13 protein-coding genes and 4 pseudogenes are annotated in these 13,064 nt (G+C 68.9%); 5 read left to right on the top strand and 12 right to left on the bottom strand.

Annotated features, from left to right (window positions below):
- Nucleotides 1-23 precede the first annotated feature (23 nt).
- Together modB and modA are read right to left on the bottom strand one after the other, a co-directional pair.
- Nucleotides 24-707, bottom strand: a complete 684-nt coding sequence (gene modB, locus LY44_RS12655) for a molybdate ABC transporter permease subunit (RefSeq protein ID WP_055212813.1) — start codon at nucleotides 705-707, stop codon at nucleotides 24-26.
- Nucleotides 708-710: 3 nt separating this feature from the next.
- Nucleotides 711-1,418, bottom strand: a complete 708-nt coding sequence (gene modA, locus LY44_RS12650) for a molybdate ABC transporter substrate-binding protein (protein ID WP_055212812.1) — start codon at nucleotides 1,416-1,418, stop codon at nucleotides 711-713.
- Nucleotides 1,419-1,526: 108 nt separating this feature from the next.
- Between modA and LY44_RS12645 the strand changes: the two genes are divergently transcribed.
- Complete coding sequence (locus tag LY44_RS12645; RefSeq protein WP_055212811.1) at nucleotides 1,527-2,234, top strand: ABC transporter ATP-binding protein; 708 nt, start codon at nucleotides 1,527-1,529, stop codon at nucleotides 2,232-2,234.
- Between the two features lie 16 nt (nucleotides 2,235-2,250).
- Nucleotides 2,251-2,967, top strand: a complete 717-nt coding sequence (locus tag LY44_RS12640; RefSeq protein ID WP_055212810.1) for a type 1 glutamine amidotransferase — start codon at nucleotides 2,251-2,253, stop codon at nucleotides 2,965-2,967.
- Nucleotides 2,968-3,196: 229 nt separating this feature from the next.
- Here LY44_RS12640 and LY44_RS12635 read toward each other — a convergent pair whose 3' ends face one another.
- The 3 genes from LY44_RS12635 to LY44_RS12625 all read right to left on the bottom strand — a co-directional run bounded on the left by LY44_RS12635 (nucleotide 3,197) and on the right by LY44_RS12625 (nucleotide 4,020).
- Nucleotides 3,197-3,520, bottom strand: coding sequence for a hypothetical protein (locus LY44_RS12635; RefSeq protein WP_055212809.1), 324 nt, complete (start codon nucleotides 3,518-3,520; stop codon nucleotides 3,197-3,199).
- Nucleotides 3,521-3,592: 72 nt separating this feature from the next.
- Nucleotides 3,593-3,781, bottom strand: coding sequence for a hypothetical protein (locus LY44_RS12630; protein WP_055212808.1), 189 nt, complete (start codon nucleotides 3,779-3,781; stop codon nucleotides 3,593-3,595).
- The gene (locus LY44_RS12625; protein ID WP_146707240.1) at nucleotides 3,778-4,020 is read right to left on the bottom strand and encodes a hypothetical protein; all 243 of its coding nucleotides are present in this window, start codon (nucleotides 4,018-4,020) and stop codon (nucleotides 3,778-3,780) included. Before LY44_RS12625 ends, LY44_RS12630 begins: the two co-directional genes overlap by 4 nt.
- A gap of 426 nt (nucleotides 4,021-4,446) precedes the next feature.
- Between LY44_RS12625 and LY44_RS12620 the strand changes: the two genes are divergently transcribed.
- The 3 genes and pseudogenes from LY44_RS12620 to LY44_RS18610 form a co-directional block, all read left to right on the top strand.
- Entirely contained in the window at nucleotides 4,447-4,926 is a 480-nt protein-coding gene (locus LY44_RS12620; RefSeq protein WP_223230666.1) for an RBBP9/YdeN family alpha/beta hydrolase, read from the top strand.
- Between the two features lie 193 nt (nucleotides 4,927-5,119).
- The gene (locus tag LY44_RS12615; protein WP_146707239.1) at nucleotides 5,120-5,773 is read left to right on the top strand and encodes a hypothetical protein; all 654 of its coding nucleotides are present in this window, start codon (nucleotides 5,120-5,122) and stop codon (nucleotides 5,771-5,773) included.
- Between the two features lie 15 nt (nucleotides 5,774-5,788).
- Nucleotides 5,789-6,112 (top strand): annotated as a pseudogene (locus tag LY44_RS18610) (PLP-dependent transferase); the annotation flags it as partial.
- On the opposite strand, the pseudogene LY44_RS18310 reads toward LY44_RS18610, so the two are convergent.
- From LY44_RS18310 to LY44_RS12580, 7 genes and pseudogenes are all read right to left on the bottom strand, one after another.
- Nucleotides 6,084-6,289 (bottom strand): annotated as a pseudogene (locus LY44_RS18310) (thiamine pyrophosphate-binding protein); the annotation flags it as partial. The pseudogenes LY44_RS18610 and LY44_RS18310 sit on opposite strands and share 29 nt — an antisense overlap.
- A gap of 84 nt (nucleotides 6,290-6,373) precedes the next feature.
- Nucleotides 6,374-7,828 (bottom strand): MocR-like taurine utilization transcriptional activator TauR, encoded by a 1,455-nt coding sequence (tauR, locus tag LY44_RS12600; RefSeq protein WP_055212804.1) that lies wholly within the window; start codon nucleotides 7,826-7,828, stop codon nucleotides 6,374-6,376.
- 51 nt (nucleotides 7,829-7,879) lie between these two features.
- Nucleotides 7,880-9,259: an aminotransferase family protein gene (locus LY44_RS12595; RefSeq protein WP_055212803.1), complete on the bottom strand. Its 1,380-nt coding sequence runs from the start codon at nucleotides 9,257-9,259 to the stop codon at nucleotides 7,880-7,882.
- Nucleotides 9,260-9,417: 158 nt separating this feature from the next.
- Nucleotides 9,418-9,531, bottom strand: a pseudogene (locus tag LY44_RS18455) (hypothetical protein); the annotation flags it as partial.
- Nucleotides 9,532-9,679: 148 nt separating this feature from the next.
- The gene (epsC, locus tag LY44_RS12590; RefSeq protein WP_055212802.1) at nucleotides 9,680-10,642 is read right to left on the bottom strand and encodes a serine O-acetyltransferase EpsC; all 963 of its coding nucleotides are present in this window, start codon (nucleotides 10,640-10,642) and stop codon (nucleotides 9,680-9,682) included.
- A gap of 173 nt (nucleotides 10,643-10,815) precedes the next feature.
- Nucleotides 10,816-11,640: pseudogene (locus tag LY44_RS12585) on the bottom strand (hypothetical protein); the annotation flags it as partial.
- 241 nt (nucleotides 11,641-11,881) lie between these two features.
- Nucleotides 11,882-12,916, bottom strand: coding sequence for an aldo/keto reductase (locus tag LY44_RS12580; RefSeq protein ID WP_055212800.1), 1,035 nt, complete (start codon nucleotides 12,914-12,916; stop codon nucleotides 11,882-11,884).
- Between the last annotated feature and the right edge of the window lie 148 nt (nucleotides 12,917-13,064).

The following is a 13,064-nucleotide window of genomic DNA, read 5'->3' as shown; positions in this document are numbered from 1 at the left end:
GGGGTGCGGGGATCGGGCGGCGGTCACGGCGCGGGGGCGCGGCGGCGCAGCACGATCAGCACCAGCGTCGAAAAGAGCCCCAGCGCCGCCGAGAGCACGAGCGCGCGGCGGAATTCCCCCACCGTCACCGCATTGTAGATCTCCAGCGAGATCGTGTTGGTGCGGCCCAGGATGTTGCCGCCCAGCATCAAGGTCACGCCGACCTCGCCCAAGGACCGCGCCGTGGCCATCAAAAGCCCCGCCCCCAGCGCCCCCGCGACATTGGGCAGGATCACCCGCGCGAAGATCGAGATCTCGCCATGGCCAAGCGTGCGCGCCGCCTCGGCCAGATTGGCAGGCAAGGCGGCAATCGCCGCCTCGACCGGCTTGACGACGAGCGGCAGCCCGACAAGGACCGAGGCGAGCAGCACCCCGGCCTCGGAAAAGATCAGCCCGGCGCCGAAGCCGGTCTCGATCCAGCCGCCAAGGCCGCGGCGGCCCAGAAGCATCAGCAGGCCGAAGCCCAGCACGATCGGCGGAAACACCATCGGCAGCGTCACCGCGATATCCAGCAGGCTGCGCCCGGGCCAGCGCCGCTTCGACAGCGCCCAGCCCAGCGCCACCCCCAGCGTCGCATGTACGCAAAGCGTCGCCGCCATGATCCGCAGGCTCAGCCCAAGCGGAAAGGCCAGCGCCGGATCGCCCAGAACCGCGGCCAGCGCCTCCACCCGTCACAGCCCGTAGTGCTGCAGGATCTTTTGCGCCGCGGGCGTGGTCAGGAAGGCGGCAAACCCCTCGGCCGAGGCGTCAAGCACCCCGCAGCTGATCTCGATCGGCGGATAAAGGCCCGGATCAACCGCGACCCAGCCGCCCAGATCGGCCCCGGCGCCGATCGCATCGGTGATGTTGAGAAAGCCCGCATCGACATCGCCCGAGATCAGATAGGCCGTCACCTGCGGCACCGTCGCCACCGCGACCAGCTTCGGATCGACCTTGGCCGCCAGCCCGGAACGGTCCAGATACTGCCGCCCCGCCTTGCCGTAAATCGCCGATTTCTCGTCGGGGATCCCCACTTTCACGATGCGCTCCCCGGCCAGTTCGGCGGGGTCGGCCAGGCTCACCCCCTTGCGAAAAGCCACGACCAGCTTGCCCGTGCCCAGCGGCAGGAAACGCTCGAAGCGCAGCCCCTCGGCCTTGGCCAGCACCGCCTTGTCGCCGCAGACCATCGCCATCTTGCCGCTTTCGCGCGCCTGGCCCAGCACCTGCCCCATGTTGCCATAGACCTCGCCGACGCTGTCACCGCTTTGCGCCTTCCAGGCCGCCACCGCCTCGGCCATCGGACGGCGATAGCCCGCCCCCGCGCCGATCACCAGATCTTCGGCCAGGCTGGCAGAGGCGGAAAGGACGAGAACGGAAAGGATGGCAAGGCTTTTGCGCATGGGAAACTCCTGTCGGTCTTGCGGGCTGGACAAGCGCCGCTTATCGATATGTAGTCAACCCTTATAGCGACAAGGTCAACTCCCCCGCGCCAATGCAGGACAAACACCGTGCCAACTGCCGCCCCGCTTGACGTCACGCTTGCCACCCGGCTTTCGGGGCCCGAGGGTCCGTTCACGCTTGATGTCGGGCTGACGGCGGCGGTGGGGGAATTTTTGGTGCTGACGGGGCCTTCGGGGGCGGGCAAGACGACGCTGTTGCGGCTGATCGCGGGGCTGGCGCGGCCCTGGCGCGGGCGGGTTGCGATGGCCGGGCATGTCTGGTGCGACACGGCGCGCGGGATCGATCTGCCGGTCCGGGCCCGGCCGCTGGGCTTTGTCTTTCAGGATTACGCGCTGTTTCCGAACATGACGGTGGCGGGGCAGATCGGCTTTGCGCTGCACGATCTGCCCCGACGCGCGCGGGGGGCGCGGGTGGCCGAGATGCTCGAGCTGGCGGGGCTGACGGGGCTTGCCGCAGCCTTTCCGGCGCAGCTTTCGGGCGGGCAGAAACAGCGGCTTGCGCTGGTGCGGGCGCTGGCGCGGCGCCCGAAGCTGCTCTTGCTCGACGAGCCGCTCTCGGCGCTTGATCCCGACACCCGCGCCCGGCTGCAAGATCACCTGCGCCGCCTGCACGACCGGTTCGGCGCCACCACGCTGATGACAAGCCACGACCCCGCCGAGGCGCGGCGCCTGGCCGACCGCGTGCTGCGGCTCGATGCCGGGCGGCTGAGCGCCGCGCCGCCGCCGCCGCCATCCCTGCGCCTCGTGCGTGTCTGAAAGCCCCGGAGACCCGATGAACATCCTTGTTTTCCAACACCTTGCCGTTGAACACCCCGGAACCCTGCGCGATCTTTGGGCGGCGGCGGGCCATCGTCTGACCACCGTCGAGCTGGACGCGGGCGAGCCGATCCCGCCGCTTTCGGGCTTCGATCTGATGGTGGCGATGGGCGGGCCGCAGGATCTGTGGCAAAAGGATGAACTGCCGTGGATGCGCGCCGAACTGGCGGCGATCCGGACCTGGGTGGCGGATCTCGGGCGGCCCTATCTGGGGATCTGTCTGGGTCATCAGCTGCTCGCCGAGGCTCTGGGCGGCCGGGTCGGGCCGATGGCCGCGCCCGAGGTCGGCCTGTGCGAGGTCCGCCGCACCGCGGCCGGGGCGGCGGACCCGATCTTCGGCCAGTTGCCCGCGCGGCTGCAGAGCTTTCAATGGCATGGCGCCGAGATCACGATCCTGCCCGAAGGGGCGGTGGTGCTGGCGGAAAACGCGGCCTGTGGCGCGCAGGCGATCCGCTGGGGGCGCCACGCCTGGGGGATGCAGTTCCACATCGAGATCACCGAAACGACGGTGGCCGACTGGCAGCAGATCCCCGCCTATGCCGAAAGCCTGCGCGCCGCCTTGGGCGAGGCCCGCGCCGCGGGGCTTGCCGCCGAGGTCGCGCCGCATCTGGGCACCTTTCGCGCCACCGCCGCGCGGATGAACGCCGCCCTTGCGGCCGCGATGGCGGGCTGAGCCGCCGCATTCGGGCGCCGTCAGGAAGGAGCTTCCGCCCCGCCCCTTCCCGATGCCCCCTCGTCGCCGCAAGCGACGGGCCGTTTTCTTGTCCGCAGGAGATCCCCGTGACCACGCCCGACCGCCCGCACCGCAAGCTGCGCCTTGGCGCCTTCCTGCCCGACCAGCCCTCGGACGGCGCGACGAACCTTTCACCGCGGGCGAGACCTGCGGGGGCGCAGATCAGGGCTCAGATCGCGGCAAAGGACCGATGCCGCCGCCGCTGCGCAACAAGCGTGTGCCATTGCCACCCGGCGCGCAGCGGCGGCAGGCCATGGTTCGCCCAGCGGCTGTCGCCCCAGCCGCCCTGCCCCGGATCGGGCAGGACCAGAACATTGCAGGCATGCGGCACCTGCCATTCCCGCATCCAGACCAGATCCCATCGCGGCCCGGCAAAACGGACGCGCCAGCCCTCGCGGGCAAGATCGGCGGCAAGGACGTCAAGACCGGTCTCGGCCAGTTCCCAAGACCGTGGGCGGCGGGTTGTCAGAGACAACAGCACTTTGGCAATCATGGGCTCCCCCAGGATGATCAGGGTGATGTCGCACGCGGCGTGCCGGGTCGAAACGATCGCCCCCGCGACCGCTCAGCCTTGCAGCGTCAGCGGCCTCACCACGATCCGCCACAGCCGCGGATCGCGGTCTTGCAGGAAATGTCGGCGGGCCTCTTCGGGATCGTGGGTGAACCGGGTCTGCACCCGACCGCCGACGCGATGCGGCTGATCGGTGCGGGTGTCCACCATCGTCACGGCGTAAAGCGGCGCGGCGGCGTTCATGCGGCGGACCACAGCACAAGGCCGCCCCAGGCCAGAAGCGCGCCCGCAACCGCCAGCCCCCAGCCAACCGGATGCGCGCGGCCCGACACCCGGTCCGAACGCGCGGCCCGGCCGATCGGTCCGGCCTCGTCGAAGGGCTCGATCCCGTAGGATTCGGCCGTGCGCAGGGGCGCGGCGAACTGCATCGGCAGCAACCTGACCGGCCGCGGAGGCGAGGGGATCGGCAGGGCATGTGTCATGACGGATCCTTTCTTGATCAGGCGTCGGAACATCGAAAATACTCCACCGGACAAGTCGTCTTTACAAGGAAATAATCTCGTCTAATTTGGTCGTTATTTAGCAGTTTGTTCCCCGAGACAGCCGGAACGCCCCGTCCGATTCAGCAAGGATCGAACCGCAAAGCCCTGTTTTATATTACGCATTCGCGACCCGATCCGCGATCCGGGGCACCGGAACGCGGGACGCCCCGGCCAATCCGGCGGCAAGACGCCCCGGCAGCGCTGCCCCCCGGGCCGCCACAGGCCACAGCGACGCGGCCGGGAACAGCGTCCTGCCCGGGGGCTGCAAAAGGGCAGGATCTTCTCTTTCCCCGCCGGTCTTTGGAACCATAAATCACGACATCCGTGATAGACATTTCACAACGCAACCCGACCGCAGAGGTTCCCATGATCAAGACGCTGCTCGTTCCGGGCCTGGATGGCTCGCCCGCGCCGCACTGGCAGGACTGGTGGGCCGCCACCGATCCGACCGCGCTGATGGTCGACCTGCCCTGCCCCGACCGGCCGATGCCCGATCTGTGGGAGGCGGAACTGGCGGGGATGGTGCTGCAGCACCCGAATGCGGTGCTGGTCGGCCACAGCCTTGGCGCGGTTCTGGTGGCGCGCCTGTTGGCGAAATGGCCGCAGATCGAGGTCCGGGCGGCGATGTTCGTCGCCCCCGCCGACACCCGCGGCGCGCGCCGGATCGGCCATTTCGGCTCGCCCTCGCGCCGGGCGCTGCCGGTGCCCAGCCTGCTCGTCGCCTCGCGCAACGACCCCTGGATGAGCTTTGCCCGCGCCTCGGAACTGGCCGCGGCCTGGGGCTCGGAGCTGATCGATCTGGGCGCGGCCGGTCACATCAATGTCGCCGCCGGTTTCGGCCCCTAGCCCGCGGGCAAGGCGCTGCGCGACCGGCTGCTCGGCCGCCTGCCCCGGCCCCGGGCGGTGGAGAAACGCGCATGAGACAGCTGTGCTGGCACCCGCCCAGCCTGCGCGACCGGCTGCTGCTCGGCCTGCTTCTGGCAGGCTGGGCGGGGCTGATCGCCGCCATCTTCCTTTGCTGACCCTGACGGAGACCGACATGCTCGATGGACGTCTCGATCCCGAGCTGATCCGTCTTCTGGCGCCGCGTTCTGCCAGTCTGCCCCGATCAAGTGCCACGACAATCCAGGAAAGGTTCGCCATGTCCCGTCAGGAAATCCTGCCCCCCGAGCTGCATCTGCCCGATCTGCGCACGGACGCGCCTCCAGCGCTGTCGAAACTGGAACGTCGCACGGTGCTTGCCTTCGTCGAACGGCTGCTGCTTGCCGAGGGCCAGCCCGCCCCCTTCTTCACCCTGCTGCGCCAGACCAATGCCGCTCTGGCGGCGCTGATCGGCGCCGAGGCGGCCTCGGCGGCGCGGCCCGGCCCCTATGGCCGCTTCCCGCGGGGTCCGGCCTGCGCCGAGGATCTTGACGGCCCGCCCTGGCGGATCCCGCCCGCGCTTTGCGCGCGGGTGGGCGAGCGGCTCTCGGTGGCGCTTGAATTCGCCTATCTGCTGGTGATGCAACCGGGCGATCTGCGCCGCGAGAGCCTGCTTGCCCTGACCACCGGCGGCTGGAGCCCCGAGGGGATCGGCGCGCTGGCCGAGCAGATCGGCGCCGTCGCCCATCAGACCCGCAGGCTGGCAGAGCGGCACGGCCGCGCCCGATCTGCCAGCACCCGCATGGCCCCGGGCCGGACCCGGCTGCACTGATCCCCCGATCCAGAAACCGGCGCCGTCGCCGTGCCGATCTATCAGACGACGAGCTATCAGTTCCGCGACACCGACCATGCGGCGGCGCTGTTCTCGCTCTCCGAGCCGGGCAACATCTACACCCGGATCATGAATCCGACGACGGATGTGCTGGAAAAGCGGGTCGCGGCGCTCGAGGGCGGCGCGGCGCTGAAGGGCGGCCACGGCGGGCTTGAAAACATCGACGACATCCTTGCCGATCTGGAACAGGCGCGGCAGGACAAGGGCCGCCCGCGAAGACGGCGCAGACCGGGGCGGCGAGACGCTCGGCCAGCGCCATCGGCCCCGAGGCGCGGGTGAAACCATCGGCGATCATGCCCCCCCCCGAGCCCTCATGGGCGCAGTCGCAAAACCGGATGCCCGCGCGCGCAAACAGATCCGGGATCGGCATGAAGTCCAAGCCGATGATCCAAAGGCGGTGTCGATCCCGTGGCGCTGCAATACCGTGACGAAGCCCTCTTGCGTGGTCATCCGCATCGGTCTCTCCTGAGCTTTTCGGCCCGTGCCCCCCGGAACGGCGCGAAGTCTTGGGTCCAGTTCGCGCGTTCGGATGGGGCCAGATCAGCGCAGCGCCCTTGCAATGCGGGCGATGCCCTCGGGGATCGCGGCGGGGCCGATCGAGGAATAGGCGAGGCGATAGAAATTGCGCTGCGCGCGCGCCGGATCGAAGAACACCCGGCCCGGTTCGATCAGCACCCCCTCGGCGCGCAGGCGCAGCGCCAGATCCTCGGTATCGACCGTCCCGGGCGCCTGCATCCAGAACGAGGAGCCCCCGAACCCGCCCTGCCCCGCCACCTGCAACCCGTTGTCTTCGATGGCTTTCGCCATCACCTCGCGGCGGGTGCGGAACGACGCTTTCATCCGCGCCACCAGCGTATCGTAATGGCCAAGCGACAGGAAAAGCGCCAGCGTGCGTTGCAGTTGCCCCGGCGGATGGCGCAGCACGGTGGCGCGCAGCGCCCGCACCGCCGCAACGAAAGGCGCGGGCGCGACGAGATAGCCCAGCCGCAGCCCCGGAAACAGCGATTTCGAGAATGAGCCCAGATGCACGACGCGCCCGCCCGCATCGAGCGATTTCAGCGAGGGCGCGGCCGAGTGCAGAAAGGACATCTCGAATTCGTAATCATCCTCGAGGATCAGGAAATCCCCCGTCTCGGCCGCCGCCAGCAGCGCCAGTCGCCGCTCGACCGGCAGAGTGGCATTGGTCGGGCAATGATGGCTGGCGGTGGTGACCACCAGCTTGAGCCGCGCGGGCAGATGCTCGGGCGCCAGCCCCCGGTCATCGACATCGACCGAGAGCACCTCGGCCCCGGTCGTGCCCAGCACCGCGCGCGTGCCCGGATAGCCCGGGTTTTCCATCACTGCGCGTTCGCCCGGCCCGAGCAAAACCTGCGCCGCGAGCCAAAGCCCGTTTTGCGCCCCCATGGTGATCAGCACCTCGGAGGGCACGGCGGCGATGCCGCGACGGGGCAGGATGTGGCGCAGGATGTATTCGACAAGCAGCGGATCGTCTTCGTCGTAGCAATCCGCCGAAAGCCTGTGAAACTCACGCCGGCCAAGGGCTTGCAGCGCACAGGCGCGCCAGTTCTGATGGTCGAAAAGCGCGGGATCGGTCTGCCCGTAGATGAAGGGATAGCGATAGACCGACCAGTCGCGCGGCCGGTCCGGGCGCGGCAGGCCCTGTGCGCGCGGATGCAAAAGCCGCGCCCAGTCGGCGCTCGGCCCGTGCTGGATCAAGGGCTCGGCACGGCGCGCATCGGGGGCCGCAGACGACACGAACGTCCCCGAGCGCCCCCGTGCCAGCAGGTAATCCGAGGCCACGAGATCGGCATAGGCCAGCGTCACGGTGATCCGCGCGACGCCCAGATGCGCCGCCAGCGCCCGGGTCGAGGGCATCCGGTCGCCCGGACGAAACCGGCCGGAGAGGATCCCTTCCGTCACCATCTGGCGCAGGCGGTGTTGCAGCGATCCCTGCCCGCCCGGCGCCAGAAAGAAGCTTTCGACCGCAATGGCCATCTGCGCCCCACCGCTGTTCTGGACCCATCAGGGATAGGTCCAGCGCCGCTGTCAAGCGGCGAGACGGCTCAGGGCGGCGTCGATCGTCTCGGTGATGCGGTCGATCTCGGGTTCCGAGGCGATCAGCGCGGGGGCAAGGCAAAGCGTGGTGTTCAGCCCCGGCACCGAGCGGTTGGTGGCGCCGATCAGCACGCCCTGCGCGGCGCAATCGGCCACGACCGCCTGCACCTTCGCCTCGGAGAGCGGCTCTTTCGTGCGCCGGTCCGCCACCAGTTCGGCCCCGCAAAACAAGCCCTTGCCGCGCACGTCGCCAATCACCGCATGCCGTTCGGCAAGGTCTTGCAGGTTCGCAAGCAGCCGCGCGCCCATCCGGGCGGTGTTCTCCAAAAGCCCCTCCTCCTCGATGATCCGCAGGGTTTCGAGCGCCGCCGCAGGCCCCGCCGTGCAGCCGCCAAAGGTGGAAATGTCGCGGAAATGGCACAGCGGATCGGCGGGGTCGTCCTTGAACAGATCAAAGACCGCCTCGGTCGTCACGGTGCAGGAAATCGCCGCGTAACCGGCCGCCACGCCCTTCGCCATGGTGACGAAATCGGGCTGAATGCCATAGTGCTGATAGCCGAACCAGGCCCCGGTGCGGCCGAGGCCGCAAACGACCTCGTCAAGATGCAGCAAGATGTCGTATTTGCGGCAGATGTGGCTCACCTTTTCCCAATAGCCCGCGGGCGGCACGATCACACCCCCGCCCGCGGTGATCGGCTCGAGCACGAGGCAACCGATGCTGTCGGGCCCCTCGCGCAGGATCACCTCCTCGATCGCATCGGCGGCGCGCTCGCCATAATTGGCGACATCCCATTGCGCCCGGTATTCCAGGCAATGCGGCACGCTCACGAAACCCTCCGGGAAAGGCCCGTAGTGCGCGGCCCGCTGCGCCTGCCCCGAAGTGGCGAGCGCGGCAATGGTGGTGCCGTGGTAATCCCTTTCGCGGAAAAGGATTTTCCCCTTCCGGCCGCGGTGATGGCGATGCGAGATCTGCCGCACCATCTTGTAGACCTTCTCGTTCGCCTCGGAGCCCGAGTTGGAATAATAGACGCGGCTCAGCCCCGGCATCTTCGCGATCAGCGCCTCGGCATAGCGCGCCCCGGGCACGGTGCCCGCCGCCCCCGCATAATAGGGCAGCGCCAGAAGCTGCGCCGCGACCGCCTCGACCACATCCTTGCGGCCATAGCCGAGGTTCACCGTCCAGACCCCGCCCGAGGTGGCGTCCAGAAACTCGCGCCCGGTCGCATCCCACAGCCGCATCCCGCGGCCCTCGACAAACACCCGAGGGTCGGTGGTTTCATAGGCTTTGTGCTGGCTGAGGTGGTGCCAGACATGGGCGCGATCAGCGGCGATGATCGGGGCGGCATCTTGCGGAATCGGGGCGGCGTGCATTTGGGCCTCTGGCTGAAAGTGGGATGGCCCGACCATGCCAGCGGCAGCCCGGCCCGATTAGGTCCAGTTTCGCCAAAGCCTTGAGTCCAGAACGCGGATTTGCCGCCGTGGCGCGATTTTCTTCCCCCGCGGCCCTTCGAACAGGCCACCTGATCGACGGGCGAGGCATAAAGGCCGGAAACCCGCGTGCGGACACCGCGCACGGTCGAAGCCGCGTTGAGGACATAGTCCCGCGTCGCCGCGTGATAATCGACGAAGGTCGTGGGCAGCACGGCCGCGTCGCGGCATTGGCAAGCTGGCGGGCGGCCCTGTCGCCCGGCGCCAGTTGACGCGGTTCGGTCATTCTCTCTCGCCTTCCCGGGTGCGGAAGGCCGTCCCGCGGCCGGACCGCCGGGCGGGCAGGTTGGAAATGGTTCCGTGTCAGTCGGTTGCGGGGCCCGGCCGGGTTCCTTGCGTCAGCTGCGCCTGGGTCACATACGCGCCCGGGGCCACGCTTTCGGTCAGCCAGACATTGCCGCCGATGACGGCGCCCCGACCCAGCGTGACCCGGCCCAGCACGGTCGCGCCGGCATGGATCACCACGTCATCCTCGACGATCGGATGGCGCGGCTGCCCCCTGAGCGCGCGGCCCGGCGCATCGGCGGGAAAGCTATTCGCCCCCAGCGTGACCGCCTGAAACAGCCGCACGCCATTGCCGATCACCGTGGTTTCGCCGATCACCACGCCGGTGCCGTGATCGATGAAGAAGCCCTCGCCGATCGTCGCGCCGGGGTGGATGTCGATCCCCGTCGCCCGATGCGCCGCCTCCGAGATCATCCGCGCGATCAGCGGCGCGCCCAGACGATAAAGCTGATGGGCGATGCGATGGTGGATCATCGCGGCCAGACCCGGGTAGCAGAGCAGCACCTCGTCGACGCTGCGCGCCGCCGGATCGGCGCCGTGAGCGGCCAGAACGTCCCGGTCAAGCTGGATGCGGATCGTCGGCAGATATTGCGCGAAGGCGCGCACAAGCGCATGCGCCCGCGCCCGGATTTCCGCCCGCTGCGCCGGATCGGCGGTGTTCGGCCGTCCGCCCAGTTCCAGAACCACCTGTTCCACCAGATCGCGCAGAACGACGTCGAGCGTATGGCCGACGTAAAGCTGTTCGCTTTCCTGCCGCAGATCCGACGGCCCGAGCCGCATCGGAAACAGCGCCCCGCGCAGCCCGGCGACGATCCGCTCCACCGCCTCGGGCGCGGGCAATGCCCGCCCGCCCGAGGCGGTGGTGGCGCGGTGATGCGCCGCCCGCCACTCGGCCCGCGCCCGGGTCAGCGCCGCCAGCACCGGAACCAGGGAAAACCCTTTCTCCTCAGGGATGTCGGTGCGTTGTGTATCAAGCGTCATGCTGCCTCCTTGGCGGAAATCATCTGCGGTCTCTCCGGGCGTTCGGACAGAAGGTTTCTTTTGCGCCTTCGGCGCCTCGCGCGTCCGCGGCGCGACGAAAGCCGCGCCCGCCAGCAAAAGCGCCGCCGGAAGCAGGCCTGCAAGCGCGACACGTCGCGGTCGGTGAGCCACCGCGCCACCTCGGCCGGGGACCGCGGAAAGCCCAGATGCGGGCCGTCAAGCGGCTTTCCCGGTTCGGCAACAAAATGCGGCACCGGATGGGCGGAGAGCGGCTTCGGATAGGGCGGTTTGAAGCGCAGCCCCCCCGGGGTCTCGATCGCGCCCAGCAGCATCTGCAAAAGATGCAGCGCGCGGGCGGTCTGAAAGCCGTTCGCATGCGCGGCGATCCCGCGCATGGCGTGAAAACCGACCGGACGGCCGATCATCCGGTCATGGCGATGGCCGGGCCAAGGCCCGCGCAGATCGGGCTCGACGCCGTCGCCGTCAAAAGGTGCAAGCGCCTCGCTGCAGCGGTCGATCACCAGCGCCCGGCCGGTATCGTCGCGCAGGTAAAGCCCGCTTTCGGGCCCCTCGCCCGGGATCAGAAGGCAGGGCGCATCGGTGAAGCGGGCCAGATCGTCCAGATCGATCCGCCCGGCGACCAGAAGTTCGTGCACCAGCGCCAGGATCAGCAGCCCGTCGGTGCCGGGCGTCAGGCCCAGCCAGTCATCGGCGACGGCATTGCAGCCGGTGCGGACCGGATTGACCGAAACGATGCGGGCGCCGCGCGGCCCCACCCGTTTGAGCGGCGCGCGCAGCCGGGCGGGCGCGGTCACCTGCTGGATCCCCGCCGCGCCCTTGGCGCAGATCACGCCGCGGTTGACCGGATGATCCTGGTTGCCCTCGATGGTGCGCAGCTTGCCCGCGCGCAGATGCACGTCGATGCCGCAGCGGCAGGCACACCTGTAACAGGTGGTCTTGCGACTCTCGTCGGTGTCGGAAGGCGGTTGCGCGGTCATGGCCCATTATCACGACTTAATTAGTAGATTTTTCGCACATTCGACAGCCGAATTGAATTCCAAAGACGGGGGTTTTTCAGAAGGAAATTCTCTGCCCGGGGGACGCCCCCCCTGCCCCGCGATGATCCGGGTGGTGCTGGGCGGCAGGCTATTGGGTGCAGGGGCAGGCCGACAGCTCGGTCAAATCCCTCGAAGACTGACCGACGTCCCGGCCTAAGCTCCGAACGGTCGGGGCGGGCGCTCAGCGCTTCGGCGCGGCGAAGGGGGCGCGGTATTGCGCCTGACGTTCCAGCATCCAGCCCGGATATTCCGGGGCAAGCGCCGTCACCGCCGCCAGAGCCGCCAGATCCTCGGCCGAAAGCCGCAGCCCGGTCGCGCCGATGTTGTCGGCCAGCTGATCGACCCGCTTCGCGCCGACGATCACCGAGGTCACCACCGGCTGATGCAAGAGCCAGGCCAGCGCCACCTGCGCCACCGAGCAGCCCCGGGCCAAGGCGATCTCGCGCAGAACCACAACCGCGGCATCGCCCCGCGCCAGATCGACGGGCGGGAAATCGAATGCCGCCCGCCGCCCCTCGGCGGCCGTGCCAGCGCTGTATTTGCCCGAGAGGAACCCGCCCGCCAGCGGGCTCCAGACCAGCAACCCGAGGCCTTCGCTTTGCAGCATCGGCACGATCTCGCGTTCCAGATCCCGGCCGACGAGCGTGTAATAGGCCTGCAGCGACAGGATCGGCGCCAGCTGCCGCGCCTCGGTGATGCCCACCGCCTTGACGATCTGCCAGGCCGCCCAGTTCGAAAGGCCGATGTAACGCACATGCCCCTGCCGCACCAGCGTATCGAGCGCTTCAAGCGTTTCCGCGATCGGCGTCACCGGGTCGAAGCCGTGGATCTGGTAAAGATCGATATGCTCCATCTGCAGCCGGGCAAGGCTGGCCTTGGCCTGCGCCAGGATATGCGCCCGCGAGGCGCCGCAGCCGTTCGGCCCCGCACCCATCGGCCCCATCACCTTGGTCGCGATCACCAGATCGTCGCGGGCAAGGCCGAGGTTGCGGATCGACTGGCCCAGGATCCGCTCGCTCTCGCCGCCCGCATAGACATTCGCCGTGTCGATGAAATTGATCCCGGCGTCAAAAGCGGTCTGCACCAGCGCATCGGCCTCGGGCTGGCGCAGCTGGCCGATCTGGCCCCAGATCCCCTCCGAGCCGCCAAAGGTCATCGTGCCAAGGCAGAGTTCGGACACCAGAAGGCCGCTCGGGCCAAGGGGGCGATAGCGCATGATCTGTCCTTTCGATCGGGAAGACCGGGGGCAACAGGCCGCCCGGTAGCCGCCAAGATAGGCCCGCAAGGCCGCGGGGCGCGACGCCGATCCTCGCGAAATCTTGCACGATCCTCGCATTCGCGCCGATCGCGGGCGGCGCGATCAC

This window comes from Rhodobacter capsulatus (assembly GCF_003254295.1).
GTDB lineage: Bacteria > Pseudomonadota > Alphaproteobacteria > Rhodobacterales > Rhodobacteraceae > Rhodobacter > Rhodobacter capsulatus.
Note: the sequence above shows the minus strand (reverse complement) of the source record. Positions and strands in the feature narration are given on the sequence as shown.

Excerpts from the sequence above, each read along its gene's own strand:
- LY44_RS12640 (WP_055212810.1), top strand. The coding sequence starts at position 2,251 with ATGAACATCCTTGTTTTCCAACACCTTGCCGTTGAACACCCCGGAACC.
- modA (WP_055212812.1), bottom strand. The coding sequence starts at position 1,418 with ATGCGCAAAAGCCTTGCCATCCTTTCCGTTCTCGTCCTTTCCGCCTCT.
- LY44_RS12615 (WP_146707239.1), top strand. The coding sequence starts at position 5,120 with ATGCTCGATGGACGTCTCGATCCCGAGCTGATCCGTCTTCTGGCGCCG.
- LY44_RS12625 (WP_146707240.1), bottom strand. The coding sequence starts at position 4,020 with ATGACACATGCCCTGCCGATCCCCTCGCCTCCGCGGCCGGTCAGGTTG.
- LY44_RS12580 (WP_055212800.1), bottom strand. The coding sequence starts at position 12,916 with ATGCGCTATCGCCCCCTTGGCCCGAGCGGCCTTCTGGTGTCCGAACTC.
- LY44_RS12635 (WP_055212809.1), bottom strand. The coding sequence starts at position 3,520 with ATGATTGCCAAAGTGCTGTTGTCTCTGACAACCCGCCGCCCACGGTCT.
- epsC (WP_055212802.1), bottom strand. The coding sequence starts at position 10,642 with ATGACGCTTGATACACAACGCACCGACATCCCTGAGGAGAAAGGGTTT.
- LY44_RS12630 (WP_055212808.1), bottom strand. The coding sequence starts at position 3,781 with ATGAACGCCGCCGCGCCGCTTTACGCCGTGACGATGGTGGACACCCGC.
- LY44_RS12620 (WP_223230666.1), top strand. The coding sequence starts at position 4,447 with ATGATCAAGACGCTGCTCGTTCCGGGCCTGGATGGCTCGCCCGCGCCG.
- LY44_RS12595 (WP_055212803.1), bottom strand. The coding sequence starts at position 9,259 with ATGCACGCCGCCCCGATTCCGCAAGATGCCGCCCCGATCATCGCCGCT.
- tauR (WP_055212804.1), bottom strand. The coding sequence starts at position 7,828 with ATGGCCATTGCGGTCGAAAGCTTCTTTCTGGCGCCGGGCGGGCAGGGA.